At 67.5% G+C, this 24,652-nt stretch carries 30 protein-coding genes; 22 read left to right on the top strand and 8 right to left on the bottom strand.

Features of this window, described 5'->3' with window-relative positions:
- Positions 1 to 8: 8 nt before the first annotated feature.
- From BMW54_RS15220 to BMW54_RS15230, 4 genes are all read left to right on the top strand, one after another.
- The gene (locus BMW54_RS15220) at positions 9 to 218 is read left to right on the top strand and encodes a hypothetical protein (protein WP_090057632.1); all 210 of its coding nucleotides are present in this window, start codon (positions 9 to 11) and stop codon (positions 216 to 218) included.
- A gap of 211 nt (positions 219 to 429) precedes the next feature.
- Positions 430 to 978 carry a hypothetical protein gene (locus tag BMW54_RS18630; protein WP_139206123.1) on the top strand — a complete coding sequence of 183 codons (549 nt, stop codon included), beginning with the start codon at positions 430 to 432 and terminating at the stop codon, positions 976 to 978.
- Positions 979 to 1,002: 24 nt separating this feature from the next.
- A complete protein-coding gene (locus BMW54_RS15225; protein WP_090057635.1) occupies positions 1,003 to 1,341 on the top strand; it encodes a hypothetical protein in 339 nt (112 codons plus the stop codon).
- A 282-nt stretch (positions 1,342 to 1,623) separates the two neighbouring features.
- On the top strand, positions 1,624 to 2,115 hold the full coding sequence (locus BMW54_RS15230) for an SRPBCC domain-containing protein (protein ID WP_090057637.1): 492 nt from the start codon (positions 1,624 to 1,626) through the stop codon (positions 2,113 to 2,115).
- A gap of 12 nt (positions 2,116 to 2,127) precedes the next feature.
- Here the strand turns inward: BMW54_RS15230 and BMW54_RS15235 are convergent, their stop codons facing one another.
- The 3 genes from BMW54_RS15235 to BMW54_RS15245 all read right to left on the bottom strand — a co-directional run bounded on the left by BMW54_RS15235 (position 2,128) and on the right by BMW54_RS15245 (position 4,373).
- The gene (locus tag BMW54_RS15235; protein WP_175472889.1) at positions 2,128 to 2,895 is read right to left on the bottom strand and encodes an alpha/beta hydrolase; all 768 of its coding nucleotides are present in this window, start codon (positions 2,893 to 2,895) and stop codon (positions 2,128 to 2,130) included.
- A gap of 135 nt (positions 2,896 to 3,030) precedes the next feature.
- On the bottom strand, positions 3,031 to 3,678 hold the full coding sequence (locus tag BMW54_RS15240; protein ID WP_090057642.1) for an NrsF family protein: 648 nt from the start codon (positions 3,676 to 3,678) through the stop codon (positions 3,031 to 3,033).
- Complete coding sequence (locus BMW54_RS15245; RefSeq protein WP_217642664.1) at positions 3,675 to 4,373, bottom strand: sigma-70 family RNA polymerase sigma factor; 699 nt, start codon at positions 4,371 to 4,373, stop codon at positions 3,675 to 3,677. The genes BMW54_RS15240 and BMW54_RS15245 overlap by 4 nt, the downstream gene beginning before the upstream one ends.
- Before the next feature lie 142 nt (positions 4,374 to 4,515).
- Between BMW54_RS15245 and BMW54_RS15250 the strand changes: the two genes are divergently transcribed.
- The 6 genes from BMW54_RS15250 (at position 4,516) to BMW54_RS15275 (ending at position 8,022) form a co-directional block, all read left to right on the top strand.
- The gene (locus tag BMW54_RS15250) at positions 4,516 to 4,797 is read left to right on the top strand and encodes a BufA1 family periplasmic bufferin-type metallophore (protein WP_090057644.1); all 282 of its coding nucleotides are present in this window, start codon (positions 4,516 to 4,518) and stop codon (positions 4,795 to 4,797) included.
- Between the two features lie 4 nt (positions 4,798 to 4,801).
- Positions 4,802 to 5,548, top strand: a complete 747-nt coding sequence (locus BMW54_RS15255; protein WP_090057646.1) for an HvfC/BufC family peptide modification chaperone — start codon at positions 4,802 to 4,804, stop codon at positions 5,546 to 5,548.
- Positions 5,549 to 5,559: 11 nt separating this feature from the next.
- Positions 5,560 to 6,030 carry a DoxX family protein gene (locus BMW54_RS15260; RefSeq protein WP_090057648.1) on the top strand — a complete coding sequence of 157 codons (471 nt, stop codon included), beginning with the start codon at positions 5,560 to 5,562 and terminating at the stop codon, positions 6,028 to 6,030.
- Between the two features lie 89 nt (positions 6,031 to 6,119).
- On the top strand, positions 6,120 to 6,389 hold the full coding sequence (locus BMW54_RS15265; RefSeq protein WP_090057651.1) for a BufA2 family periplasmic bufferin-type metallophore: 270 nt from the start codon (positions 6,120 to 6,122) through the stop codon (positions 6,387 to 6,389).
- 47 nt (positions 6,390 to 6,436) lie between these two features.
- Positions 6,437 to 7,276, top strand: a complete 840-nt coding sequence (locus BMW54_RS15270; protein WP_090057861.1) for an MNIO family bufferin maturase — start codon at positions 6,437 to 6,439, stop codon at positions 7,274 to 7,276.
- Positions 7,273 to 8,022: an HvfC/BufC N-terminal domain-containing protein gene (locus BMW54_RS15275; RefSeq protein ID WP_090057655.1), complete on the top strand. Its 750-nt coding sequence runs from the start codon at positions 7,273 to 7,275 to the stop codon at positions 8,020 to 8,022. Before BMW54_RS15270 ends, BMW54_RS15275 begins: the two co-directional genes overlap by 4 nt.
- Before the next feature lie 31 nt (positions 8,023 to 8,053).
- Here BMW54_RS15275 and BMW54_RS15280 read toward each other — a convergent pair whose 3' ends face one another.
- Both BMW54_RS15280 and BMW54_RS15285 read right to left on the bottom strand, forming a co-directional pair.
- Complete coding sequence (locus BMW54_RS15280) at positions 8,054 to 8,464, bottom strand: DUF4156 domain-containing protein (RefSeq protein ID WP_090057656.1); 411 nt, start codon at positions 8,462 to 8,464, stop codon at positions 8,054 to 8,056.
- 86 nt (positions 8,465 to 8,550) lie between these two features.
- Complete coding sequence (locus BMW54_RS15285) at positions 8,551 to 11,460, bottom strand: M16 family metallopeptidase (protein WP_090057658.1); 2,910 nt, start codon at positions 11,458 to 11,460, stop codon at positions 8,551 to 8,553.
- A gap of 220 nt (positions 11,461 to 11,680) precedes the next feature.
- On the opposite strand from BMW54_RS15285, the gene BMW54_RS19125 reads away from it, so the two are divergent.
- The 9 genes from BMW54_RS19125 to BMW54_RS15325 all read left to right on the top strand — a co-directional run bounded on the left by BMW54_RS19125 (position 11,681) and on the right by BMW54_RS15325 (position 17,929).
- Complete coding sequence (locus BMW54_RS19125) at positions 11,681 to 11,812, top strand: hypothetical protein (RefSeq protein ID WP_255364576.1); 132 nt, start codon at positions 11,681 to 11,683, stop codon at positions 11,810 to 11,812.
- 33 nt (positions 11,813 to 11,845) lie between these two features.
- Positions 11,846 to 12,040, top strand: coding sequence for a hypothetical protein (locus BMW54_RS15290; protein ID WP_090057661.1), 195 nt, complete (start codon positions 11,846 to 11,848; stop codon positions 12,038 to 12,040).
- A gap of 7 nt (positions 12,041 to 12,047) precedes the next feature.
- Positions 12,048 to 12,515, top strand: coding sequence for a tRNA (cytidine(34)-2'-O)-methyltransferase (locus BMW54_RS15295; RefSeq protein ID WP_090057663.1), 468 nt, complete (start codon positions 12,048 to 12,050; stop codon positions 12,513 to 12,515).
- A 64-nt stretch (positions 12,516 to 12,579) separates the two neighbouring features.
- On the top strand, positions 12,580 to 13,248 hold the full coding sequence (locus tag BMW54_RS15300) for a ubiquinone biosynthesis accessory factor UbiJ (RefSeq protein WP_090057665.1): 669 nt from the start codon (positions 12,580 to 12,582) through the stop codon (positions 13,246 to 13,248).
- The gene (ubiB, locus tag BMW54_RS15305; protein WP_090057667.1) at positions 13,245 to 14,894 is read left to right on the top strand and encodes a ubiquinone biosynthesis regulatory protein kinase UbiB; all 1,650 of its coding nucleotides are present in this window, start codon (positions 13,245 to 13,247) and stop codon (positions 14,892 to 14,894) included. Before BMW54_RS15300 ends, ubiB begins: the two co-directional genes overlap by 4 nt.
- A gap of 3 nt (positions 14,895 to 14,897) precedes the next feature.
- Complete coding sequence (locus BMW54_RS15310) at positions 14,898 to 15,617, top strand: pseudouridine synthase (protein WP_090057670.1); 720 nt, start codon at positions 14,898 to 14,900, stop codon at positions 15,615 to 15,617.
- A 147-nt stretch (positions 15,618 to 15,764) separates the two neighbouring features.
- Positions 15,765 to 16,187, top strand: a complete 423-nt coding sequence (gene arfB / locus BMW54_RS15315; RefSeq protein ID WP_090057673.1) for an alternative ribosome rescue aminoacyl-tRNA hydrolase ArfB — start codon at positions 15,765 to 15,767, stop codon at positions 16,185 to 16,187.
- On the top strand, positions 16,184 to 16,771 hold the full coding sequence (locus BMW54_RS15320; protein ID WP_254779394.1) for a 1-acyl-sn-glycerol-3-phosphate acyltransferase: 588 nt from the start codon (positions 16,184 to 16,186) through the stop codon (positions 16,769 to 16,771). The genes arfB and BMW54_RS15320 overlap by 4 nt, the downstream gene beginning before the upstream one ends.
- Before the next feature lie 909 nt (positions 16,772 to 17,680).
- Positions 17,681 to 17,929 (top strand): hypothetical protein, encoded by a 249-nt coding sequence (locus tag BMW54_RS15325; protein ID WP_090057676.1) that lies wholly within the window; start codon positions 17,681 to 17,683, stop codon positions 17,927 to 17,929.
- Positions 17,930 to 17,932: 3 nt separating this feature from the next.
- On the opposite strand, the gene BMW54_RS15330 is transcribed toward BMW54_RS15325, so the two are convergent.
- Positions 17,933 to 18,952 (bottom strand): LysR family transcriptional regulator, encoded by a 1,020-nt coding sequence (locus BMW54_RS15330; RefSeq protein WP_090057678.1) that lies wholly within the window; start codon positions 18,950 to 18,952, stop codon positions 17,933 to 17,935.
- Positions 18,953 to 19,098: 146 nt separating this feature from the next.
- On the opposite strand from BMW54_RS15330, the gene aceB reads away from it, so the two are divergent.
- Together aceB and aceA are read left to right on the top strand one after the other, a co-directional pair.
- Positions 19,099 to 20,697, top strand: coding sequence for a malate synthase A (gene aceB / locus BMW54_RS15335; RefSeq protein WP_090057681.1), 1,599 nt, complete (start codon positions 19,099 to 19,101; stop codon positions 20,695 to 20,697).
- 25 nt (positions 20,698 to 20,722) lie between these two features.
- Positions 20,723 to 22,012, top strand: a complete 1,290-nt coding sequence (gene aceA / locus BMW54_RS15340) for an isocitrate lyase (protein WP_090057684.1) — start codon at positions 20,723 to 20,725, stop codon at positions 22,010 to 22,012.
- Positions 22,013 to 22,309: 297 nt separating this feature from the next.
- Here aceA and BMW54_RS15345 read toward each other — a convergent pair whose 3' ends face one another.
- Positions 22,310 to 23,353: an alpha/beta fold hydrolase gene (locus tag BMW54_RS15345; RefSeq protein ID WP_217642665.1), complete on the bottom strand. Its 1,044-nt coding sequence runs from the start codon at positions 23,351 to 23,353 to the stop codon at positions 22,310 to 22,312.
- 106 nt (positions 23,354 to 23,459) lie between these two features.
- Between BMW54_RS15345 and BMW54_RS15350 the strand changes: the two genes are divergently transcribed.
- A complete protein-coding gene (locus BMW54_RS15350) occupies positions 23,460 to 24,329 on the top strand; it encodes a LysR family transcriptional regulator (protein WP_090057688.1) in 870 nt (289 codons plus the stop codon).
- A 9-nt stretch (positions 24,330 to 24,338) separates the two neighbouring features.
- Here BMW54_RS15350 and BMW54_RS15355 read toward each other — a convergent pair whose 3' ends face one another.
- On the bottom strand, positions 24,339 to 24,641 hold the full coding sequence (locus tag BMW54_RS15355; protein WP_090057691.1) for an EthD family reductase: 303 nt from the start codon (positions 24,639 to 24,641) through the stop codon (positions 24,339 to 24,341).
- Between the last annotated feature and the right edge of the window lie 11 nt (positions 24,642 to 24,652).

The following is a 24,652-nucleotide window of genomic DNA, read 5'->3' on the forward strand; positions in this document are numbered from 1 at the left end:
ATTGGTGGATGCGAAACTCCCTCTATCTCGACAAAGATCCCAGAGCCGCACTTGACAAGGCATGGATGGCGTTCGTTAGACACCCCACCATCATGCGGGCTGAGGTGCGCGTCCCGGCTGAAGATGTCATCAAGAACTTCGACGAGATACGCGCACTTCCGCGTGTGCTTGAGGATGCCATGGCCCTGCCTGCCATCAAGCTTGATCTAAGCGACTAGATTGGGGCGAATGTTCCCGAGGAGCTGGCCGACAAGGCCAATCACTAAGACGCGCTTAGCAGTTCACCCTTGGCTCGCTCTTCGGCGTAAATTCGTGGAGTCAACGTCCCGCTGATCGCAGGAGCAGACCCAAGGGGGCGAGGCAGAGGATTAGCCGGCGCGTACGAATACATGTGCGCCTGGCGTCAAAGCTGCGAATGGAAGGTGCTAAATGATCACCGCATTCACTTTACTGCTCGCCTATGCAAGTCTCAACTCCGGGAAAATCCCAGCGTCGGCGGAGCGCAAGGAGCCAGCCTCTACGGCATCCTTCCCTTTAGCATGCGAAGTCCGGCAGAAAGCTTGGTGTATCCATCAAGGCAGCGTCGAGATAACAAGCAAACAAGCGATGGGCCAAAGTTACACTTCGGACCACACATGGGTGCTTCAGGAAATGCATCGCCCCACGTCTTTACTGGTGATATTCGAGCCGGTAGGCTGCCGCAAGGGCCTTGCTGACACGGTTGAGCCGATCGGACATCAAGCCAATGTTCCTTGGAGCGGCAGATCATGGCATGCAATGTCCGTGCGGCTTAGGCAGGACGGAAGCTGTGATCTGAGGCTTCTCGTGCTGCCACCAGATCGCGATCCATCCGATTGGGGTTTCAGAGCTGGACGCTTGATGATCTCTGCATGCAAGGACGCGGATTGCACGCCTAACGCGCCGACAATCGCTGACGTTACGCGCCAGTATGAGCAATTCATCATTCCGAAGCACTGATAGGATCATCGCCCCGGCATAAGCTTGGTCCTGACGAAACCGGAGTTCTCCTGGGAAACTAAGCCCAAAGATGGCTTTTACGCCAATAGGCGGAAGCGCGGCCACGAGTACGAGGCGGCCGGGCGCCTCAAAGAGGCATTCGGTGAATATCAGCGCGTCGCCGAATACGGCAATTCAGCCGCCCTCATCACGGCGGCGATGTTCGCGATGGAAGCGGGTGGGGAGAAGTGCTTCGCCCGGTCGAGGCTGTACTTCGGCCTCGGCGGCATGTGGGGAAAGGTCCAGTGGACGAGCCTTCCGGGCGGAAGTCCAACCAGTCGCCCGTTCGAGGGCACGACGGAGACCGGTGACCGACCTCTTTGACGAGAGAAAATGCGTTGCTCTTGCAGACGTTGTGTGCTTGATTTCCGATCAAACGTCTTATGAGCCCTGGTACCGGCGTCGGGACGGGTCAATCTCATAGTCTGCAGGATGAGGACTGCACACCGATGGAGCCGACGATCGCCGACGTGACGGAGGGCTACACGGACGTAAGGGAGAAAGCCACGTTGCAGAAGGAGCGTGGCGCCAGTGACCCAGCGATGCGCCCGTTCGAACGCGCGAAATAAGCACAACTCAATCACCCGCTACGCAAGGGAGCCACCGATGCCTGAGAAGACGCCCGCCCAGTCCGCCGCCACGACCGTGGAACGCGAGTCCGACCGCGCGCTCGTGGTCCGGCGCACGTTCGCCGCACCCGCCCGTCACGTGTTCGAAGCCTGGCGCGATCCCGATGCGTTCATCAGCTGGTGGGTTCCGAAGGCCTTCGCTTCCGCCCTGCTCTCGCACCGGCTCGACGTGCGCGAGGGCGGTTCGTATCGCCTCGAGTTCCGCAACCCGGAATCAGGCGAGCCGATGGCCTTCTTCGGCACGTACAAGGAGGTGATCCCGAACGAGCGCATCGTCTGGACGAACGAGGAAAGCGACGATGGCGCGCTCACCACGGTGACGTTCGTGGAGCGCGACGGGAAGACGCTCGTGACGTACCGGGAACGCTATCCGAGCAGCGAAGCGCTGGAAGACGCTCTCGCCGGATCGGCCGAAGGGCTTCCCGGGCAATTCTCGCAGCTGGACGATTTCCTCAGCGGCCGCGCCTGACCGGGCCGGGAATCAGGACTTCGGGCACGCCGCCGGCGTCGTTCGTGGCGCGTCGCCCGCCCTGGCGAACACCTGCGCCGCCAGCGGGGTCCATGAGCGCCAGGCGTGCACGCCATCCCCGCTGATCACGTGAGCGTCGGGCACCGCGGGTCGCAGCAGCGGCATGTTGCGGGCGAATTTGTCGTCCGCGCCCCACGCCAGCCAGACGCGCGGATCGCCGCCCTCCATCGACCACGCCTTCGCGCGGCGCCACAGTTGCTCCTGCCAGTTCGCGGCGTCGGGCGGCGCCGCGACGGGCGCCTGCCAACGCGCGAGACCGCCGCCGTCGCGGATCCGACGAAGCATCGCGTCGTCGCCCAGGTACGGCGCGAGCAGCACGATGCCGTCGACGTCGCAGGGATACGCCGTGTCGTAAAGCAGCGCACCCATGCCGCCCAGCGAGGCGCCCACGAGCCATACCTCCGCGTGCCGGGCGCGCTCCTGCTCCACCAGCGCGTGCAGATCGGGCATCGCGCGCTCGTCCTTGTAGTAACCGATGGTCATCTCGACGAACACCACGTCCGCGTCGGGCCACGCCGAACGAATCGCGTCACCGACGCCACCCGCCTGAAGGGAGTCCAGGTTGTCCCCGATCCCCGGCAAGACGAGGACGACGCGACGCGGCGCCTGCTCGGCGGCAAGGCGGCGCACCGCCGGCGGCTTCGAGGTATCGCGTAGCGGATAGCAGGCGCTGGCCGAGAGACAGGCAAGCGCGACGGCGATCCATCGTAGGAGGTGCATGATCGGCTCCGGGCATCGGTTCGTCACCATGCATACGCAGGGCCACCCCCTTCCGGATGCATCCTGAGCGCCATGCCGTGCATGGCCGATGATCGCGCCACGCGGCGACGGGTCAGACCGGGAACGGCGGCACGATCACCAGCGCAGCCAGCGCGGTCCGGCGAGCGCGCCGATGCCCGCCGCCGCCAGCATGCCGACGACGTACCAGATCGCCCAGAACGGCGGGGCCATTTCGGGGCAGTGGAAGCAGTAGCCCATCGCGGCGATCGCCCCGGCGAGGAGCCCCGCGACGGCGCCGGCGAGACGCAGCCGGACAGGCGCCATGCCGCGGATACCCCAGAACACGGCGACGATCGAGGGCAGCGACAGCAACGTGATCAGCACCGAGCAGACTTTCCACGTGTGTCCCAGGACGAGCGCGCCGCGCTGCGCGGCCTCGGCACCGCCCAGAACGATGGCGGCGAGCATCCACGCGAGCAGGAAAGGCAGGCCGAGCGCGACCCATCGGGGCGTGCCGATCCGCGCCGCCGGGCGGGACAGGCGCAGGCTCACCAGCAGGGCGGCGACGGCGACCGCGGAAGGGAGCGCGAGGCGCACCCAGAACGCGGGGTCGTGGATCACGGTCGACAGATCGGGGCGCACGCCGAGCAGCACGAGCATCAGCGCGGTGGATGCGGCCGTACCGGCCACGAGACCCAGGACAAAGCGGCGCCGCGCGTCGCGGCGAGCCGGCGTGGGGGACGGTTCGCGCGCCAGCAGGGCGACCAGATCGTCGGTCTTCATGCGTCACCCCGGATGCGGGCGGCCAGCGCCTTCAGGCCGCGATGAATGCCGACCTTGATGGCGGATTCGGACAGGCCGCTGCGTGCCGCGGCTTCCGCGACGGTGAGTCCCTGCAGTTTGACCAGCTGGATGGGCAAGCGATGACGGTCCGGAAGCATCTGCAGCAAGTGTCCCACGTCGCGCCGCGCGTCGGCCGGCTCGTCGTCGGAGGCGACGAACAGGTCGTCGTCGGCGATCGGATCGTGCAGCGCTTCGCGCCGGGCGTGCGCCCGGAAGAAATCGACGAGCTTGTAGCGGGCGATCGCATGAATCCACGCGGTCACCGGCTCGCCCGCCCGGTAGGTGTGCCGCGCGTTGTGCACGGCCAGCAAGGTGTCCTGGAGGATGTCCTCGACGTCTTCGAGCGCCCGCGGCAGGCGCCGGCGCAGATAGGCGCGCAGGTAGGGGGCCAGCCGATCGAGGAAGCCGCGATACGCGACGCCGTCGCCAGCCATGCCGGCGATGAGGCGAACGCGCAGTTCGTCCTCGACCTGCGTGCGTCGTTCGGCCGCTGGGTCGCATGTCCGCTCGGGGATCATTGACGCTCCGTCCAGGGGGATGCGCGCCATGCGGTTCACGGCGCCCGGCAGTGTAGACCAGGCGACGCGACGATCCGCATGGCGAGGCATGAGTCGCGTGATCGGCATGGCGTCCATGATCCCGAGTTCGTCCGGCGCCGCCCGGCGGTTACAGCGCGACGAAAAATTTTTTCTCGATGGCCGGCTGTAACCGTCGCGACCCGGCCGACGAACTCGTCCATGAAGCCGGCCACCCGGGTCCGGCATGACGGGAGCTCCCATGTCACACCGTTACGTCACGTCGCTCGCTTTCTCCGTCGCCGCCCTCGTCGCGGGCGTGGCGCATGCCGATGAGAAGCAAAGCGGCAAGCAGCCGGCCGTCGAAAAATGCTGGGGCGTCGCGAAGGCGGGCCAGAACGATTGCGCGGCGGGTCCAGGCACCACGTGCGCCGGCACCGCGAAGGCGGATTACCAGAAGAACGCATGGAAGAACGTACCCGCCGGCACCTGCACGTCGATCAGGACGCCCAAGGGCAACGGCTCGCTGACCAAGACGGGCTGAGGTCATGCCTCGCCCGGCGGCCTCCCTGTCGCGGTTCCAGCGCTCGTTCCAGGCGGCGCTGGTGGGCGAGGCGCCCGCGGCGCCGTGGGACGGCGTGCGAGGTTTCGCCGTGCACTACGGCACCACGCGACAGGCCGCGATCGACGCGCTCGAGGCCAACTATCCGGCCGTCGCTTGCCTCGTCGGCGCCGAGTGGTTCCGATCCGCAGCTGCCGCCTATGCCGTGGCCTGCCCGCCGGGCGACCCTCGGTCGAGCACCTACGGCGATGCGTTTCCGGCGTTCCTCGCCGCGGCACCCGCCGCGCGGCACCTGCCTTACCTGGCCGATGTCGCCCGGCTCGATCGCTTCTTTCTGGAAAGCCAGTTCGCCGCCGATGCGCGGTCCCTCGACGTCGCGGCCCTGCGCGCGCTCGACGCCTGCGCACTGGGTGAGCTGGCCGTCGCCCCTCATCCCGCGACGCGCATCCTTGCCGCGGCGACGCCCGCCTTCGCCATCTGGGAGGCGAGTCGACAGGGGCGCGCCGTGGGTGACGACCTCGCATGGACACCGCAGGTCACGCTGATCACCCGTCCGCTGCACGAGGTCGAGGTGACGACCACGGAAGGCGCGGCACTCGACTTCCTCGACGCGTGCCGTGGAGGCGCCACGCTGGCGCGCTGCATCGATCGTGTCGCCTCGCTGCACCCGGCGGTCCCCGCCGATCGGGTGTTCTCCCACCTGCTCCAGGCGCGCGCACTGACGACCGCCTGAAGGAAACGTCCATGAACCCAGCCACCGCCCTCGCCGCCCGCCCCCGCTCCTTGCGGGATCGATGGAATCTTCTGACCGCGCACCTCGAACGATGGATCGGTGGCGACCTCATCGCGCTGACCGGACGCGTCGCCATCGCGGCGATCTTCTTCCAGTCCGGACGCACCAAGGTCGAAGGCTTCCTGACGATCACCGCCAGCACCTACGAGCTGTTCCGCAGCGAATACGCGTTGCCCCTCGTCCCACCCGAGATAGCGGCGCACGCCGCCGCCGCGGTGGAGACGTTCGTGCCCGTGCTGATGGTGCTCGGGCTCTTCACGCGCCTGTCGGCGTTCGTGCTGCTCGGCATGTCGACGATCATCGAAATCTTCGTCTACCCCGACGCGTGGCCGACGCATCTGTCATGGGCGGCCATCCTGCTCTACCTGATCGCCCGCGGCGCGGGGCGCTGGTCGGTGGATCGCGCCATCGGCGTGCGCTGACGACATCTCATCGCGCTGTAACCGGGCGCCATCGCCGGACGAACTGATGTGTGCCGGTCCGGCATTCCTTCACATGATGGAGTATCACCATGCATACCGCTTCGCAAAGTATCGCTGCCGCCGCGGCGCTGTTCGCCGTTTCCACCGCCGCCATCGTCGCGCCAGCGCAGGCGGCCGAACAGGCGGCCGGCAAGACCGTCCACTGTTACGGCATCAACTCGTGCAAGGGCACGTCGGACTGCAAGTCCGGCAGCCACGAGTGCAAGGGCCAGAACAGCTGCAAGGGCCAGGGTTTCAAGGAGGTTTCCGTGCAGGAGTGCAAGGCGCAGGGTGGCAGCACCACGCCGCCGGCGGGTTGATGGACCCGGCCCGGCCGCTCGTCGGCCGGGCCTTCGAGGAGAGCACGATGGCACCGTCCGCACTTCCTTCCTTCGCCGGTTTCGGCCTCGGCTTGCGCGTGCCGCACTACGCGGACGTGCTCGAAGCCCGGCAGCCGCTCGATTTCGTCGAGGTCATCTCGGAAAACTTCATGGTCGACGGCGGCAAGCCGCTGCACGTACTCGAGCAGGTGCGTGCGCGCTACCGCCTCGCGCTGCACGGCGTGTCGATGAACATCGGCGCCGTCGACGGGCTCGACGCGACCTACCTTCGCCGCCTGCGCCTCCTCGCGGACCGGTTCGATCCCCTCTGGGTGTCCGACCACGTGTGCTGGACCGGCGTCGATGGCATCCACACGCACGACCTCCTTCCCCTGCCGTACACCGACGAGGCGCTGGACGTCGTCGCACGCAACATCATGGTGGCGCAGGAGGCGCTCGGCCGGCCCCTCGTCGTCGAGAACCCATCGACCTATCTTTCGTTCGACGGCGCGATGACCGAAGCGTCGTTCCTCGCCGAACTCTGCGCCCGCACAGGGTGCTATCTGCTGCTCGACGTCAACAACATCGTGGTCAGCGCGACTAACCATGGCCAGCGTGTCGAGGACTGGCTCGATACGCTGCCCGTCGACCGGATCCGGCAGATCCATCTCGCCGGCCACAGTCGGGGAGAGGATCTCCTCGTGGACACGCACGATGCGCCCGTCCCGTCACCGGTGTGGGATCTGTATGCCCGCTTCATGGAACGCCTCGGCCCCGTCGCGACCATGATCGAGCGAGACGGAAACATTCCGCCCCTGGCGACACTACTCGACGAGCTCGACGAAGCCCGTCGCATCGCCGGCGTGTCGGCCCGCGTGGCGGCATGACGCTCGCCCTGCTGCAGCGCCGGTTCGTCGGCTCACTCCTCGACGGTGGCGAGCCGCCGGTCGCCGATGCGCGCGGATGGCGCGTGCATCTCGGCAATTACCGCGGCGGCCTCGTGGAGGCCCTGCGCGACACCTTCGAACGCACCGAACGCCTGCTTGGCCACGAGCGTTTCGCGGCCATGGCCCATGCGTACGCGGAAGGCCATCCCTCGCACGCGTGGAGCCTCAACGGCTATGGCGCCACGTTCCCGGATTTCCTCCAGCGCCTCGCCACGGTTCCGCAAGCGGTCGCCGAGGTGGCCTGGATCGACGAGGCACTCAGGGATGCCTTCTATGGCCCCGATGTACCGTCCATCGCACTGCGCGACTGCCCCGTGGATGACTGGAGCGAGGCGACGTTCCGCTTCGTACCGTCGGTACGCCTCCACCGACTGCACACGAACGCCGCGACGATATGGGCCGCGCTCGCCGCGTCGTCGCCCGTTCCGGATGCGGTAACGCTGACGGAGCCCTCCACGGTACGCGTCTGGCGCCGGCACCTCGCGCCACGTTTCGCCACGCTGCCGTCGCGCGATGCCATCTGCCTGTCGCTGGCCATGTCGGGGGCGACGTTTGGCGAGGTATGCGCCTGGCTCGGCACCCGGGTACCGGCCATCGACGTGGCGGCCGAGGCCGGCACGCTGCTGCGCGAATGGTTCGACGAAGGCCTGGTGCAGGGTTGTTCGGCGGCCGGCGCGTCACGCTGACGCGCCGGGTCGCGAGCGAAGCGCTCCGGAATCAGTTCTTGAGCGGAACCGTTTCGAAACCGCCCTGCGGTGCCGGATTGGCGGGCTGCGTTGCCGGTGCCGCCGACGGGGACGCCGGCAGGCTACGGGTGCCACAGGTGTAGGCCGCCCAGTCCTGCGAGCCGTCGCGCGGCTCGCCGAGGGGCTTGATCGTGTCGGCGCCCATCTTCGCGGCTTCGTTGCGCGCAAGGACTTCGAGTTCGTCGCGCACCTTGAGGTCGCTGCGATCGACGGGGCCCACGCGGTTCATCACCGACACCGTGACCTTGCCCTGCTCACGGCAGCTGCCGACGTCGCCGTTCCATGCCGTGCGGATGTTGCGTGCGTTGTCGTCGAGCTTGATGCCCCAGTTACAGGCGGAGAGTGCGAACGGAAGGGCGAGGAAGATGAGGTACTTGCGCATGGCGGAACTCCGGGGAAATCGATCGGCGCTAATGCTAACGGGATGACGGCGGTGGCGCGACGCTTGCGATCGCGCCACCGTGTCGCTCACTCTCCCGCGGCGGGCGTCGACGGCGTGTGCTTTGCCGCCGCCTTCGAGCCGACGGGTGCCTTGACCGGCTTCGCAGGATTGCCGTCTGCGTCGATCACGTGCACCTCGCCGAGGTTCAGCGCGCGCACCGGCGCCTCGATCTTGCGCAGGTCGCCGACGATCACCCACGTCATCGCGTCCGGCCGGATCACCGCGGACAGCGCGGCCTCGGCATCCTTGCGGTCCACGCCTTCGATGCGCGACTTGAGCGTCTGCACGTAGTCGTCCGGACGGTCGTAGATCACGATGCCGGAGAGGGCGCTGAGCACGGCGCTGGTGGTCTCGTAGCTGCCGGGCAAGGCGCGCACGCGCTGCGCGCGGATCTTCGCGATCTCGTCGTCCGTCAGCGGCTTGGCCCCGATGACGTCCTTCGATTCCTTGAGGATTTCCGCAGCGGATTCGGCGGTCTTGTCGGTCTGCACCGGAGCGTAGAAGAGCATCGGGCGCTGGCCCTTGGCATCGGAGAGCATGCTACCCGCCCCGTATGCCCAGCGCTTCTCCTCACGCAGGTTCATGTTCAGTCGCGACGTGAACGTGCCGCCGAAGGCGCCGTTGGCGATGCCGAGGTCGAGCGCGTTCGGCGCCTTGGTCGACGGCGCGAGCAGGCCCGCGAGGATCAGCGACTGCGGCGCGTCCGTGCGGTTGATGAGGAACACGCGCGGCTTCGGCTGGACGGCGACCTGACCGATGTTCTTCTTCGGCACCGGCGTCGCGGGCGGCGTCCAGTCGCCGAACACGGCGTCGAGTCGCGGCAGGATCGCTTCCAGCGTCGTGTCGCCCGCGACCAGGATGCGCAGATTGTCGGGCCGCAGGTAATCGCGCTGGAAAGCGACGAGGTCGGCGGCCTTCAGCGACTTGATCGCCGATTCCGTGCCGCTACCCGTGAACGGAATGCCGTACGCGTGATCCTTGCCGTAGAGCAGCGGCGGCAACGAACGCAGCGCGAGGCCGGTAGGCTCCGTTTTCTCCTGCGCGATGCCCGCGAGCCACTGGCCACGGATGCGCTCGATGTCGTCCGCCTTGAACGCGGGGTTGCGGACGATGTCCGCGAACAGTTCGAGCGACGGCGTCAGCTGCTCGTTCAGCGCGTTGAGGCCGACGCCGCACGTATCGAGCGTGCAGTTCGCACTCACGAAGGCGCCGAGGCGCTCCTTGCGACGGGCGACTTCCACCGAATCGAGCGAGGTCGTGCTTTCCTCGAGCAGGGTCGACGTGAAGCTGGCGGTGCCGAGCTTGCGCCCCTGGTCCGCCGCGTAGCCGGCGTCGAACAGCAGCTGCACCTGCGTGATCGGCACCGTATGCCGCTCGGCGAGGATCACCTCGATGCCGTTCTTCAGCTTGCCGCGCTGCAGCTTGGGAAAGACGAGGTCGGGGAAGGTGTCGACCGACGGCACGCCCTTCGAGCGATCCACGGTGGATTTCGCCACCGTGTAGTCGGCTGGCTTCGGCATGACGGCGTCCGGGCGATGGTCCGACGGTCCCAGACCCTTGACCGCCTTGTCCTCGGCCGCCGGGTCGAACCCGGGTGCGGCGGGCAGCACGGTGAGGGTGTAGTCGCCCTTCGCGAGCCAGGTCTTCGAGGCCGCAAGCACCGAGCCGACCGTGGCGGCCTGCGCGCGGGCGAGGTCTTTCTTGTACGCCGCGGGGTCGTTCCGGTAGACCTGGCCCTCGGCCAGGATCGCCGCCTTGCCCGAGCCGCCCACCTTTTCCAGCCCGCGCACGAACCCGGCGCGGTTGACGACCTTGGCGCGAGCGAGCTCGTCGTCCGTGGGGCCCTTGGCGAGGTAGTCCCTCCAGACATCCGCGATGGCGGCTTCCACCTTCGCGGGGTCGACGCCGTTGCGCACGTCGACGCTCAGCTGCACCTGGCTGGCGAGCGCGAAGGGCGAGATGCCCATGCTGACGTCGTCGGCGAGCTTGTCCTGATAGACGAGCCGCTGATAGAGACGGGAAGTCTTGCCGCCGCCGAGCACGGTCGTGGCCAGGTCGAGCTGGATGGCGTCGTCGGTGCCGAGCTGCGGCACGACCCACGTGCGCAGGATGCGCGTCTGCGCGACCTGATCGTGCTGGGTGCCGCGCGTCGACGCCTGCAGCGGCGTGATCCACGCCTGCTGGCGCGGCACCGGCGGGCCGGCGGGGATGTCGCCGAAGTATTTCTCGGCCTTGGCCTTCGCCTCGGCGACGGTGATGTCGCCGGCGAGCACGAGCGTGGTGTTCGCGGCGCCGTAGTAGTCGTGGAACCACTTCTTCACGTCCGCCAGCGAGGCCGCGTCGAGGTCGGCCATCGAACCGATGGTGTCGTGGTGGTAGGGATGGTTGGCCGGATAGGTGTTGACGAGGATGTTCTCGTCCACGCGGCCGTAGGGTCGGTTCTCGCCCTGGCGCTTCTCGTTCTGCACCACGCCGCGCTGCGTGTCGAGTTCCTTCTGGCCGATGGCGCCGAGCAGGTGGCCCATGCGATCGGATTCCATCCACAGCGCCATGTCGAGCGCGGTGGTGGGCACGGTCTCGAAGTAGTTGGTGCGATCGAACCAGGTGGTGCCGTTCATGTCGGTGGCGCCGGCGAGCTCGAACGGCTGGAAGTAGGTGCCCTTGCGGTTTTCCGAGCCGGAGAACATCAGGTGCTCGAACAGGTGCGCGAAGCCGGTCTTGCCGGCCGGCTCGTCGGCCGAGCCGACGTGATACCAGATGCTGACCGCGACGACCGGGGCCTTGTGGTCCTCGTGGACCACCACGGTGAGTCCGTTCGGCAGCTGAAAGCGGGTAAAGGGGATATCGGGGATGGCATCGGAGGATGCGGGTGCGGCGAAAGCGTTGCCGACCAGGGACATGAGCCCTGCCGCGAGCAGGGCATAGCGTTTCTTCATGTAGCACTCCTCGAGGGACCCTCGTGGTCCCGATCGTCGGAGGCTAGCCCGCCCGGTCCTCCGGACGCAATCGGCGTCATGGCAGGTGTACGGACGGTGTCCGTTGACGCGTGGTCAGTGTCCGCGGACAGCCCGCGCACGCGGACCGACCTGACAAACCTCATGCGAATCAGCTGATTGCAGCCTCTTAAAGGCTGGCACGGCGTTTGCGTTACTAACCGTGCCAAGCCGGTCGGCTCTCGACCCGGCACACGATGAGGAGAACGCCATGAAGTACGAAATGCTGATGCTGCGCAGCCTGCTCGTGACCTCGATGCTCGTCTGCGGCCTGACCCTCGGCCAGATGTTCTGACCTCCAAGAATCTTCGATCAAGGAACCGACACCATGAAACACGAACTCCTGATGCTCCGCAGCCTGCTCGTCGCCTCGCTGCTGGTCTGCGGCCTGATCCTGGGCAACATGCTCACGTACGCCGGCGAGCCCATCCAGCTGGCCGGCGTCGGCCAGACGGCCACGCTGACGGCGACGAGCTGCGCCCTGCCGCCCGACGGCATCGTCTGCCCGCGCTCGGCGTCATAATGGGGGCATGCCCCACGTCATCCTTTTCCGCCCCGAGATACCGCCCAATACGGGCAACGTGATTCGCCTGTGCGCCAATACCGGCGCGGCTTTGCACCTGGTACGACCGCTTGGATTCGAGCTGGACGACACCCGCCTGCGCCGCGCCGGACTGGATTACCACGAGTTCGCCCGCGTCGCCGTGCACGACGACCTCGACGCCTGCCTCGCCGCGATCGGTCACCCACGCGTCTTCGCCTTTTCGACCCGCGGCCGCCGGCTGCATACGGCGCCCGTCTACAGCGACAACGACGCCTTCCTGTTCGGCTGCGAGACCGCGGGCCTGCCCGATGAGGTGATCGACGCCCTGCCCGAGGACCAGCGCATCCGCCTGCCGATGCGGCCCGACAACCGCAGCCTCAACCTGTCCAACGCGGTGGCCGTGGCGGTGTTCGAGGCATGGCGGCAGAACGGCTTCGAAGGCGCCGCGCCCTAGACCCGCGACACCGTGCACACCGCGTCCACGCATGGGAGCGGACCCGCCAAGCTACAATCCGGGCATGACTCCCGATCGCCCGAAGGCCGACGCCGGCCCCACCTCGTTCCTGCCCCGCCCGCTACGCGTCCTCGCGGGCCGGGCGATGGAGGCCGCGCTGAACCGCGCCGTCGACCTCGACCCCGACACCCGTGCCCGCCTCGACGCGCTCGACGGCCGCAGCGTGCAGGTGCACCTGAGCGGACCGGAGCTCGCCATCCGGATCTCGGTCGAAAAGGGACGCCTGCGCGTCGGCCCGACCGAGGAAGGCGGCAGCCTGCGCGTCACGGCGTCGCCCGGCAGCCTGCTCGCCATGGCGTTGCGCGGCGACGACGAGAGCGTGGCCCCGGGCAAGGTGGATATCGCGGGCGATGCCGAACTGGCGCGGCGCCTCGAACGCCTCGCCCGGCAGTATGCGCCCGACGTCGAGGAAGCCTTCGCGAAGACGTTCGGCGATGTGATCGGCGTGCCGCTGGCGAAAGCGTTCCGCGAGGGGCTCGGCCATGCGAAGGAGACCGCGTCCCATCTCACGGGCGACACGGCCGACTGGCTTCGCGACGAAGCGCGCGTGGCCGTGGCACCGGGTGAGATGGACGTCTTCCTCGACGGCGTCGACGCGCTGCGCGAGCGCACCGAACGCGCCGAGGCACGCCTCGCCCGGCTGGAGCGCGCGCTGAAGGGAGGCGGCGCATGACGTCGCTGCGCCTCGCCCCGCGTCTCCTCCGCGTCGCGGCCGTCCTGCTCAAGTATCAGCTCGACGAACTCGTCGACGGCGCGCACCTCTACCGCCCGCTGAAACTCATCCGCCCGTTCTTTCCTGGCGCACCGGCCGACACGCGCGGACTGTCGCGCGGCGCGCGGTTGCGCCTCGCTCTCACGGAGCTCGGCCCCATCTTCGTCAAGGCGGGCCAGGTGCTTTCGACGCGGCGCGATCTCGTTCCGGCGGACGTCGCGGACGAGCTGGCGCTGCTGCAGGACCAGGTACCGCCGTTCCCCGGCGCCGAGGCGCGGGCCATCGTCGAACGCGAACTCAAGGCGCCGGTGACGACGCTCTACGCGACGTTCGATGAAGTCGCGCTCGCTTCCGCATCCATCGCGCAGGTGCACGCCGCCACGCTCCACGATGGCCGCGAGGTCGTGGTGAAGGTGCTGCGTCCCGGCATCGACAAGCGCATCGCGCGCGACATCGACCTGCTGCATGCGCTCGGCGAGCTCGCGCAGCGCTGGCATCCGAACGCCGACAAGATCCGGCCGCTCGAAGTTGTGGCGGAAGTGGAGAAGATGCTCTCCAACGAGCTCGACCTCCAGCGCGAAGGCGCCAGCGCGAGCCTGCTGCGGCGCAATTTCGCGAGCGGCGTCGACCTGTACGTTCCCGAGGTCCACTGGGACTTCAGTACCGAGCGCGTGCTCACCCTCGAACGCGTGCGCGGCGTCAGCGCCGACGACATCGCGGCGATCGACGCCGCCGGCCTCGACCGCAAGCAACTCGCCGAGAAGGGCGTGCGCCTCTTCTACGAGCAGGTGTTCCGCGACAACTTCTTCCACGCCGACGCGCATCCCGGGAACATCTGGGTGGACACGTCGCGCATCGAGGAACCGCGCTTCATCGCGCTCGACTTCGGCATCATGGGTTCGCTGCCCGAGGCGGATCAGTTCTGGCTCGCGGAGAACTTCATCGCGCTGTTCGAACGCGACTACGCGCGCATCGCGCAGCTGCACGTCGCCGCCGGCTGGATGCCCTCGACGATCCGCCTCGACGAGCTCGAAGCCGCCGTGCGCACCGTGTGCGAACCGTACTTCACACGCCCGCTCTCGCAGATCTCGATCGCGGAGCTGGTGGTGAAGCTGTTCCAGACCGCGCGCCGCTTCGAACTGACGCTGCAGCCGCAGCTGATCCTGCTGCAGAAGACGCTGCTGAACATCGAAGGCGTCGGTCGCATGCTCGATCCGGACATCGACATCTGGGCCGTCGCGCATCCCGTGCTGCGCCGGATCCTGCGCGAGCGCTACAGCATGCGCGCGACGCTCCGCGACGTGCGTCGGCGCCTGCCCGAGTGGGTGCAGTCGGCGCCGCGGATGCCGGAGCTCGTACGCGACGCGCTTCGCCAGGTCGCGCGTGGCGAGCATCGCCAGGTGGCCGATCCGCTGGCGATGGCCCTCGCGCGGGACGACGCGCGGCGCATGCGCCGGCTCGTCGCGTGCGGCCTGCTGGGTGCGTCGTTGCTCGTGTGCGCGGCGCTCATCGGCACGCTCGCACCGCGAGGCACCTGGCCCGCCGCCGTCACCGCGATCGCCGGCGTGCTCGCGTTCGTCGCGGGCTGGCCGCGCCGCGCGTCCTGATCGGTGCTCGGCATCCTCTATCAGGACGGCGACATCGTCGCCGTCGACAAGCCCGCGAATCTCGCCGTTCACCGGTCGAAGTTCGTCGGTCCCGACGACGCCTTCCTGATCGACCTGCTGCGCGAGCAGGTGGAGGGGCCACTGCACCTCGCGCATCGGCTGGATCGTGCGACGTCGGGCGTCCTGCTCGTCGCGCGCTCGGCCGACATCGCGGGCCGTCTCGGCGAGCAGTTCATGGGCCGCACCGTGCACAAACGCTATGCCGCGGTCGTGCGCGGCTGGCCCGAGCCCACCGAGGGGACGATCGACTATCCCCTGCCGGGCTCGCGCGAAACCGGACCGCGGCGTGACGCGACCACCGACTACGAGCGCCTCGGCACCGTCGAAGTCGACATCCCGCTCGGCCGCTACGAGAAGCAACGCTACTCGCTGGTCGCCGCCGAGCCCCGGACGGGGCGCTTCCGGCAGATCCGCAAGCACTTCGCGCATATCCATCACCCGATCGTCGGCGACAGCCAGCACGGGCGCGGCGACCACAACCGTCTGTTCAAGATCCACTTCGCGTCGCACCGACTCCTGCTGCACGCGGCGTCGCTCTCGTTCGAGCACCCGGCGACTGCGGAGCGGATGATCGTGCGCGCCGGACCCGATGCCACGTGGACGCGCCTGCTCGACCAGTTCGGCTGGCGCGAGGCGTACGACCGCTGGCACGACGCGGCCTGAGAAAGGTTCTTCCCCCGTTGGAGCGCACCTGGGCGCGATAGGGGTGCTCGCGGCAAGCACCCCTATCGCGCCCAGGTGCGCTCCAACAGCGGTGCGCAGTGACGGTCACGTCGCCTGTCCGCCCCTCGCTGCTAGAATCCGCGCCACATGCTCATCGTGACCGCCACCATCGCGATTCCCGACAGCGAGCTCGTCGAACGCTTCACGCGCGCCGATGGCCCCGGCGGCCAGCACGTGAACCGGACGGAGAGCGCGGTCGAACTTCGCTTCGACGTTGCCGGATCGCCGTCCCTGCCGGACGACGTGCGCGCGCGATTGCTCGCGCGCAAGGACCGGCGCATGACGGATGCCGGCGTGCTGGTGATCCAGGCACGGCGCTTCCGCGACCAGGCGCGCAACCGCGACGACGCGCGCGACCGCCTCGCGGAGATCCTCCGGGAGGGCACCGTGGTGGCGAAGAAGCGCGTCGCCACCAAGCCCACGCGCGCATCGAAGGAGCGCCGCCTGACGGGCAAGGCGCAACGCGGTCAGACCAAGCGCGCGCGCTCGCGCGACTGGAGCCACGATTGACTCCGTATCCCGAACGGCTCGGTCCGGAGATCCCGTCGCTTCCCGACTCGTGGTGGAAGCGCTTCAGCCGCTGGGCGATCCGGCGCAGCGGCTGGCGGCTCGTCGGCGAACTGCCGAACCTGCCGAAGGTGATCGTGATCGGCGCGCCGCATTCGTCCTATTGGGACGGCGTGTGGGGCCTGCTGATGAAGTCCGCGATGGGCCTGGACCTCGGCGTGATGATCAAACGCGAGGTGCTCAACGGCCCCTTCGGCCCGATCGTCCGCCGTCTCGGCATGGTGCCGATCGATCGCAAGGCCGCGACGGACGTCGTCGCGCAGATGGTGGACCGCTTCGCGACCCACGACCGCATGTGGCTCGGCATCGCGCCCGAAGGCACGCGCAAACCGGTGAAGCAATGGAAGTCGGGCTTCCTCCGCATCGCCCGCGCAGCCGGCGTCCCCATCCTCCCCATCTTCATCGATTACCCGTCAAAGACGTTCACGGTCGGCCCGCTGATCCACGCCACCGCCACACCGGACGCCGACATGTCGCGCATCCGCGCGATGTTCGTCGGCTACACCGGCAAACACCGCGGCGCCTGAGCAAGGTTGTCGGCATCGAAACGCCCCTACTGCCTCCCCGCGACGTGCCCCATAACGCCCTACGACCACGACTTCAGGCTATCCCAGGCCTCTCCGGTGCCTGAGAGTGTAGGTGGTCGAGTAAGCCGAGATACTCTTCAGGACGACGCGGTACGTTCCGGGAACGGTTGGAATGCTGGCGTAAGTGCCCGATGCGAGAGTCCTCCATCCGCCCGGCACCTTCTCTTGAATAATGGCTAACACGCCAGCCGAGGTGGCGGCATACGCCGAGCTTGTGCATGTAGTCGTCCATCGCAGTACTTCTTCCTCCTGCTGCGCTTCGATACGACCTGACAGCTTGAGCTCCGGCACATAACCGATGCACCTTGCACGCGCGGAACTGTTCGTCTCTGATCGCACCGGCTCTGGGGAAGCACAAAGACCCGCCATCGCGACCAGCATGGGAATGACGTATTTCATTTTCAGCGTCTCTATCGCGCTCGATTGCGCGCGGTCACATTACGACGCATGCCTCCGTGGGCCACGTAGCGAAGTCTGACGGACCGAGGCAGGGAACGTCGATTCGAATGCGTGCCGCCGCCGACATCTCGTCGCCCAGACCTCCGCGCAACGGGATGACTCGTACCCATCGCGATGACCGACAGACGCCGCTCGCCGCTGAAGGAATCCTGTCGAGAATTCCGCGAAGGGTAAGGATCCATGATCGTCCCCTCCTGGTTAGGTCGATTCGAGACACCACCAGCGAAGGTCGACGCATTGGGAAAGGTCGGCCAACGTCGCGCTGATGTGGCGCGCCTTGCACAGGACGTGTCCCCCGGTGTGAGGAGCCTCCTCCGTGATGTCGATCTGACAAGGGTTCTCCCGTCGGAACTTGAGAATCTGGCTAGAGCTCTGTGCAAGGACGGAGCGATGTCGCTCGACGTGTACTATCGGTTTCGTGACGCGACGAGGAACTCCGAAGGAAGACCTCGTCCCGAGGTACCGTTCGACTTTCTGCGCGAGGTGCGGGATGGCACGCGACAGGTGCGCGCGATGGCTCGAAGGATCGGCAGCCTTCAGCCCGAAAAGATCTACGCGGAATTCAGCATGAGCGCTCGCGGGCTCAACTATCTCGCGGCTGCCATCAAGGGCGTGAAAGCCATCGATATTCGTGCCTGAGCCTCACCGTTCCGAGTGCCCCGGCTCGTCGTAGTCGCGATGCGTCAGGAGTCCCGGGCGGATCAGGTCGATGAACGCGCGTGCTTCGGGGCTGAGGAACTTTCCCTTGCGCATCACGACGCCGTAGCTGCGCTGGGGAAAGTAGCGGCGCAGGTTGCGCACGGCGAGCCGCTCGCGATCGGCATCGGTGATGCAGATGCCGGTGACGATCGAGATGCCGAGACCCATCGCCACGTATTGCTTGATCACGTCCCAGCCGCCGACCTCGATCGCGACCGTGTAGGGCACGCGACGTTGCTGAAAGACCATGTCGACGAGACGGAACGTGGTGAGGCGTTGCGGCGGGAGGATCAGGCCGTAGGGTGAAAGATCTTCGAGGCGGATGTCGTCGCGCGCGGCCAGCGGATGGTCGGGCGGCATGATGAGCATCGGGTCGTAGTGGTAGACGGGCGCCCATGCGATGTCGTTCGGCACGTCGAGCATCGAGCCGATGGCGATGTCCGCTTCGTCGGCACGTAGCAGCGCCAGCCCGTCCTTGCCCGTCACGTTGGCGAGCTGCAGGTGGACCGTGGGATACCGTTCGCGGTACGCCTTCACCAGTTCCGGAAGCAGGTACTGGATCGTCGACGATCCCGCCGCCACGGTGAGCTTACCCGCCTGTGCGCCGCGCGTCTTCGTGTGGAACTCCCGGTCGAGCCCCTCGAATCCTTCCACCAGCGGGCGTGCCATCTCGTAGAGCGCCTCGCCGGCGTCCGTCAGCGTCACGCGCCGCCGGGTGCGCTCGAGCAGGACCGCGCCGAGCTCGCGCTCGAGCGCCTTGATCTGGAGGCTGATCGACGGCTGGGACAGGAACAGCGCTTCGGCGGCGCGGCTCAAGGTGCCCAGGCGGGTGGTGTATACGAACGCCCTGAGTTGCTTGAGGCGGTTGCCCTTGTAGTAGAACCGGCCAGCCTCGTCCCCGGCGCCGCGCGGTGCCGGCGTCGCTGTCGGAGACCGCGAGGCACTCTTTCTGGCTGGATTCATCTTTCGGACCACTCTTTTTCCCTAGTCTGGGCAATAGCTTGCGGGCATTATTTGTTTGGTTAATACATTTCTTTGAAACATATGCTTTGTCAAAAGCATAGCGCCGGTCCTAGCGTGACCTCCAGACCCGATCCGGAGACACGTCCATGGCAGTTCCCCAGAGCGCGATCGATCCGCTGGCCGGCACCCGCGTCGGCGATGGGACCGACGCCTATGCCGACATCCTGACGCCGGGCGCGGTGGGCTTCGTCGCCGACCTCCACCGTCGCTTCGAACGCCGTCGTCTCGCCCTGCTCGCCGAGCGCGCCGCCCGCCAGCAGCGCTACGACGCTGGCGACCTCCCGGACTTCCGCACGGACACCGTCGCGATCCGCGAGGGCGACTGGACCGTCGCCCCCATTCCGGCGGCCCTGCAGGATCGTCGCGTGGAGATCACCGGTCCTGTCGAGCGCAAGATGATCATCAACGCGCTGAATTCGGGCGCGAAAGTGTTCATGGCCGACTTCGAAGATTCCAGCGCGCCGACCTGGGCGAACCAGATGGAGGGCCAGCGCAACCTGCGCGACGCGGTCGGCGGCAGCATCGAATTCGTCAATGCCGACGGCAGGCGATACCGCGTGGGCGACAATCCGGCCGTGTTGGTGGTGCGCCCGCGCGGGTGGCACCTGCCGGAGCGCCACGCCGAGGTGGATGGCGACACGATGTCCGGCTCGCTGGTCGACTTCGGCTTCTTCGCGTCCCACAACGCGAAGACGCTGCACGAGCGCGACCGGGGCCCCTACTTCTACCTACCCAAGCTGCAGAGCATGGAAGAGGCGGCGCTGTGGAACGACGTGATGGCGCACGCGGAAAGCGTGCTCGGGCTGCCGCGCGGAACGATGAAGGTGACGGTGCTCATCGAGACGCTGCCGGCCGTGTTCCAGATGCACGAGATCCTGCATGCGCTGCGCGAACGCGTCGTCGGCCTCAACTGCGGGCGCTGGGATTACATCTTCTCGTACCTGAAAACGTTCCGCGCGCACGCCGACCGCCTGCTTCCCGAGCGCGGCCAGGTGGTGATGACGGTGCCCTTCCTCAAGGCGTACTCCGAACTGCTCATCCGTACGTGCCACCGCCGTGGCGCCTTCGCGATGGGTGGCATGGCGGCGCAGATTCCCATCAAGGGCGACGACGCGGCGAACGACGCCGCGATGGCCAAGGTTCGCGCGGACAAGCTGCGCGAGGTCACGGCGGGCCACGACGGCACCTGGGTCGCCCACCCCGCGCTCGTTCCCATCGCGCAGGCGATCTTCGACGCGCACATGCCGACGCCGAACCAGTTGCACGTCACACGCGACGACGTGGAGGTCGGCCGCGACCAGCTGATCGCGCCGGCCATCGGCACGATCACTCGCCAGGGCTTCGACAACAACGTGGAAGTCTGCCTGCGCTACACGGCCGCGTGGCTCGACGGCCTCGGCTGCGTGCCGATCCACAACCTCATGGAGGATGCCGCCACGGCGGAGATCGCGCGCGCGCAGCTGTGGCAATGGCTGCATCACGGCCCGGTGGAATTCAGCGACCACGCGCCGGTCACGCGCAGCCTCTTCGACCACGCGCTCGCGCGACACACACACCTGCTCGCCGGCAGCACGCACCCCGGTGCGGCCCGGGCGAAGGAGGCGGCGGAACTGATCGCCGCGCTCACGCACGCCGACGAGTTCCGCGACTTCCTCACCCTGCCCGCCTACGAACACCTCGCCTGATCACCCGTTTCCCAAGGAGCCTTCGATGAAGACGCATACCGCCGAACAGATCACGCTCGACTGGACCAACAACGACCGCTGGAGCGGCGTCGAGCGCCCTTACACCGCCGAGGACGTCGTCCGTCTGCGCGGCACGGTGCAGGTGGAACACACGCTCGCCCGCCGCGGCGCCGAACGCCTGTGGCGCTCGATCCACGACAAACCGTACGTCAACGCGCTGGGCGCATTGACGGGCAACCAGGCCATGCAGCAGGTGAAGGCCGGCCTTCAGGCCATCTATCTCTCGGGCTGGCAGGTGGCCGCCGACGCCAATACCGCCGGCACGATGTACCCCGACCAGTCGTTGTATCCGGTCGACTCCGTGCCGAACGTCGTGCGCAAGATCAACAAGACGCTGCTTCGCGCCGACCAGATCCATCACGCGGAAGGCAAGGACGGCATCGACTGGCTCGTGCCGATCGTCGCCGACGCGGAGGCCGGCTTCGGCGGCGTGCTCAACGCGTACGAGCTGATGTCGCACATGATCGAAGCCGGCGCGGCAGGCGTGCATTTCGAAGACCAGCTCGCCAGCGCGAAGAAGTGCGGCCACATGGGCGGCAAGGTGCTGGTGCCGACGCAGGAAGCGGTGCAGAAACTGGTCGCCGCGCGTCTCGCCGCCGACGTCGCCGGCGTGCCGACCCTCATCGTGGCGCGCACGGACGCGATGGGCGCCGGCCTCGTCACGTCCGACATCGACGATCACGACAAGCCGTTCCTCACCGGCAAGCGCACGGTGGAAGGCTTTTACGAATCGCGCCAGGGCATCGACCAGGCGATCAGCCGCGGCCTCGCCTATGCGCCCTACGCGGACCTGATCTGGTGCGAGACCTCCACGCCGGACATGGACGAGGCGCGCCGCTTCGCCGAGGCGATCCACGCGAAGTACCCGGGCAAGAAGCTCGCGTACAACTGCTCGCCGAGCTTCAACTGGAAGAAGAACCTGGACGAAACCACGATCGCCCAATTCCAGAAACGCCTGGGCGAGATGGGCTACGCGTTCCAGTTCATCACCCTCGCCGGCTTCCACGCGCTGAACTACTCGATGTTCCAGCTCGCGCGCGGCTACCGCGACCGTCAGATGGCGGCCTACGTCGAACTGCAGGAAGCGGAATTCGCGGCCGAGAAGGATGGCTACACGGCGGCCAAGCACCAGCGCGAGGTGGGCACGGGCTACTTCGACACGGTCAACCAGGTGATCGCCGGTTCGCTGAGCTCGCTGTCGGCGCTCACGGGTTCGACCGAGGAAGACCAGTTCCACCCCGCCTCGGCGGCATGATCCCAAGCCCCAAAAGGAAAAATCGGCCGGCGCCAAGGATGGCGGGCCGATATGCGGGCGAAGGGGTGGCCGCTCGAAGAAGGCCGGGCTCCGGTGCTGGAGCGGGGGGAGGGAGGGGTATCCAGCACCGGAGCGGGGCGGGCAGCCCTTTAGAGAACCGCCTGGTACAGAATTCTCCGCCCCGACCCCCTATTTGTCAACTATCCAGTACATGAAATAAGTATTAACTCTTTCGGGGCATCGGCTCCCCCGGCGGCCGACGATGGGGCCCGGTCCCTGCGCCGTGGAATGAACCAGTCAGCGGGTACGAAGACCCTCGAGCCACGCGAGCACGACGGCGAGCACGTCGTCGGAATTCTTTTCGTAGATCATCCCGTGCCCGTTCCCGTGGATGCCATGCGCGGGCATGTGCAGATGGTCGACACGCGCGCCCGCGTGTTCCAGGAAACCGATGATGGACGGAGCGAAGGTCGCGAACACCGACGTTTCCCCGGTGACGAGCGCGACGGGCAGCCCGGTGAGCGACGGGATGCGCAGTGTCTCCGCCGCGGCCGTGCGCACCTCGTCCGGCGTGGCGCGCGGAGGATCGAAGCGCATGGGCGCCGCGGTCAGGCCCCAGGTGAGCGTGCCGATACCGGGCGTGTGTCCGAACGCCGGCCCCATCGGTTCGACGGTGACGATCGCGCGGACGAGATCCGGGCGCCGATCCACCAGCAGCCAGCCATCGGGCCCCGATGCGGAATGCGTCACGACGATGGCCGGGCCGATGCGATCGAGCAGACGCGCGAGGCGATCGGCGTCGAGGCTTTGCGCGTGCGCGAGATCGGCGGGCATGGGACCGTACGCCGCGATGAACGCGTCGAAGGCGTCCGCGTCGGACGGATCGAACGGCCACTGCGTTTCGCCGCCGCGCTCGGGAAAATACACGGCACGGCCGCGCTCGTAGGAGAACGGCGGACTGGTCGGCCCGAGGATGTCCGGATGGTACGGCGAGCGGCCGTGGCCGGGCCGGTCGACGACGAACACGGCATGACCCGCTTCGACGAATCGCTGCGCCCAACCCGGACGCCCGTCGGGCGTGTCGCCCCATTCGGTTCCCTGCAACGTGCCGCCGTGGACGAGCACGATCGGCAGTGCCTGCGTGACATCGACGGGCGCCTCCCAGGCGACGTACATCGGGCCCGCCTGGTACTGCGCCCCGTCCTTCTCGACGCGATCGCCCGTGATCCAGAAGTCGCCGCGGCGCGACGTGCGCGCGGGCACGTCGGCCCAGACCGGTGTGGTCGGCGAGCCCGGATGTGGCCGCGCCGGAGGACGTCCGGCATTCGATGGGGATGGCATGATTACCTCGGCGAAAGAAACGGTGCGAACCATGTTGGCGTGTGCAGGATTGTCCGGGCACTGCCATTGCTGCATATTCACCGTTCACTTTTGAACGGCCGACGAGATGGAATGGAGCGATGTCCGGATCTTCCTCGCGGTGACCCGCGGTGGGTCCCTTGGCGAAGCGGCGCGACGACTCGGTGTCAGTCATCCGACCATCGGCCGACGGGTGAAGGCGCTGGAGGACGAAGCGGGACAGCCCCTTTTCCGCCGCACGCGCGACGGGCTTCTGCTCACGGACGCGGGCGACGCCGTCATGGCACTCGCCGAGTCCATGGAGAACGCCGCCCTGTCCATGGAGCGGCGCCTCGCCGGTAACCAGGAACGCCTCGAGGGCATCCTGCGGATATCGTCCGCGGAATGGTTCGCCGGCTACGTCCTCGCACCCGTCCTTAGCGAGATGAGCCGGCTGCATCCGGCCGTCGTGCCCGAGGTCATCGCGAGCTATCGGTTGCTGGATCTGTCTCGTCGCGACGCCGACGTCGCGTTCCGCATCGTGCCCTTCAGCGAACCGGACATCGTGCAGCGCCGCCTGATGACGATGCCTTACGGTCTCTACGGTTCGGCGGAAACCGTGCGCGCCATGCATGACGATCCGGCGTCGGTCGGCCTCATCCTCATGAACACCGCGCAGGCGCACTTCCCCGATGTCGCGTGGCTGCTCGACCGTTTCCCGCGCGCGCGTCGCGCCTTCACCAGCACGAGCCGCAGCGTGCAATCGCGGATGTGCCTGCGCGGCATGGGCCTCGCGGTGCTGCCGCGGCCGCTGGGCGACGCCGTCACGGGATTGCAGCGCATCGACACCGATACGCCGCCCCCGTCGCGGGACATCTGGGTCGGTTACCACCAGGACCTGAGGCACATGGATCGACTGCGCGCGATGCTCGATCTCGCCGACCGCATGCTTGCCGACGAGCCGCTCGCGGAGCGCTGATCGCCCCGCTCAGAACGGCGTGAACAGACTTCTGAGCACCACGGTCGCGTCGGTGAAGTTCGTCACGTCGTCCATCACCTGCTGGGTTTCGGGACTCGCCAGCGCGTCGTGCACACCCTGTTCGGAAGCGAAGGTGTAGACGCCGATGGAGATCCATTCGGCGGAGCCGGCGTAGGGGAAGAACGCCTCGGCGGACTGAAGGCCGTACTTGCCCCACGATGCCATCGCCACGCGGAAATGTTCCGTGGCGTAGTAGTCGCGATCGAATCGGGTGCCTTCGTCGCCGGTGCAGACCACGATCATCTTCGTCATGTCTTATCTCC

Source organism: Luteibacter sp. 329MFSha (assembly GCF_900111665.1).
Taxonomy (GTDB): Bacteria; Pseudomonadota; Gammaproteobacteria; order Xanthomonadales; family Rhodanobacteraceae; genus Luteibacter.

Bases quoted from the DNA above. Each gene is read 5' to 3' on its own strand.
- BMW54_RS15220 (WP_090057632.1), top strand. From the start codon at position 9: ATGCGAAACTCCCTCTATCTCGACAAAGATCCCAGAGCCGCACTTGAC.
- BMW54_RS18630 (WP_139206123.1), top strand. From the start codon at position 430: ATGATCACCGCATTCACTTTACTGCTCGCCTATGCAAGTCTCAACTCC.
- BMW54_RS15230 (WP_090057637.1), top strand. From the start codon at position 1,624: ATGCCTGAGAAGACGCCCGCCCAGTCCGCCGCCACGACCGTGGAACGC.
- BMW54_RS15235 (WP_175472889.1), bottom strand. From the start codon at position 2,895: ATGCACCTCCTACGATGGATCGCCGTCGCGCTTGCCTGTCTCTCGGCC.
- BMW54_RS15240 (WP_090057642.1), bottom strand. From the start codon at position 3,678: ATGAAGACCGACGATCTGGTCGCCCTGCTGGCGCGCGAACCGTCCCCC.
- BMW54_RS15245 (WP_217642664.1), bottom strand. From the start codon at position 4,373: ATGGACGCCATGCCGATCACGCGACTCATGCCTCGCCATGCGGATCGT.
- BMW54_RS15250 (WP_090057644.1), top strand. From the start codon at position 4,516: ATGTCACACCGTTACGTCACGTCGCTCGCTTTCTCCGTCGCCGCCCTC.
- BMW54_RS15255 (WP_090057646.1), top strand. From the start codon at position 4,802: ATGCCTCGCCCGGCGGCCTCCCTGTCGCGGTTCCAGCGCTCGTTCCAG.
- BMW54_RS15260 (WP_090057648.1), top strand. From the start codon at position 5,560: ATGAACCCAGCCACCGCCCTCGCCGCCCGCCCCCGCTCCTTGCGGGAT.
- BMW54_RS15265 (WP_090057651.1), top strand. From the start codon at position 6,120: ATGCATACCGCTTCGCAAAGTATCGCTGCCGCCGCGGCGCTGTTCGCC.
- BMW54_RS15270 (WP_090057861.1), top strand. From the start codon at position 6,437: ATGGCACCGTCCGCACTTCCTTCCTTCGCCGGTTTCGGCCTCGGCTTG.
- BMW54_RS15275 (WP_090057655.1), top strand. From the start codon at position 7,273: ATGACGCTCGCCCTGCTGCAGCGCCGGTTCGTCGGCTCACTCCTCGAC.
- BMW54_RS15280 (WP_090057656.1), bottom strand. From the start codon at position 8,464: ATGCGCAAGTACCTCATCTTCCTCGCCCTTCCGTTCGCACTCTCCGCC.
- BMW54_RS15285 (WP_090057658.1), bottom strand. From the start codon at position 11,460: ATGAAGAAACGCTATGCCCTGCTCGCGGCAGGGCTCATGTCCCTGGTC.
- BMW54_RS15290 (WP_090057661.1), top strand. From the start codon at position 11,846: ATGAAACACGAACTCCTGATGCTCCGCAGCCTGCTCGTCGCCTCGCTG.
- BMW54_RS15295 (WP_090057663.1), top strand. From the start codon at position 12,048: ATGCCCCACGTCATCCTTTTCCGCCCCGAGATACCGCCCAATACGGGC.
- BMW54_RS15300 (WP_090057665.1), top strand. From the start codon at position 12,580: ATGACTCCCGATCGCCCGAAGGCCGACGCCGGCCCCACCTCGTTCCTG.
- ubiB (WP_090057667.1), top strand. From the start codon at position 13,245: ATGACGTCGCTGCGCCTCGCCCCGCGTCTCCTCCGCGTCGCGGCCGTC.
- arfB (WP_090057673.1), top strand. From the start codon at position 15,765: ATGCTCATCGTGACCGCCACCATCGCGATTCCCGACAGCGAGCTCGTC.
- BMW54_RS15325 (WP_090057676.1), top strand. From the start codon at position 17,681: ATGTCGCTCGACGTGTACTATCGGTTTCGTGACGCGACGAGGAACTCC.
- BMW54_RS15330 (WP_090057678.1), bottom strand. From the start codon at position 18,952: ATGAATCCAGCCAGAAAGAGTGCCTCGCGGTCTCCGACAGCGACGCCG.
- aceB (WP_090057681.1), top strand. From the start codon at position 19,099: ATGGCAGTTCCCCAGAGCGCGATCGATCCGCTGGCCGGCACCCGCGTC.
- aceA (WP_090057684.1), top strand. From the start codon at position 20,723: ATGAAGACGCATACCGCCGAACAGATCACGCTCGACTGGACCAACAAC.
- BMW54_RS15345 (WP_217642665.1), bottom strand. From the start codon at position 23,353: ATGCCATCCCCATCGAATGCCGGACGTCCTCCGGCGCGGCCACATCCG.
- BMW54_RS15350 (WP_090057688.1), top strand. From the start codon at position 23,460: ATGGAATGGAGCGATGTCCGGATCTTCCTCGCGGTGACCCGCGGTGGG.
- BMW54_RS15355 (WP_090057691.1), bottom strand. From the start codon at position 24,641: ATGACGAAGATGATCGTGGTCTGCACCGGCGACGAAGGCACCCGATTC.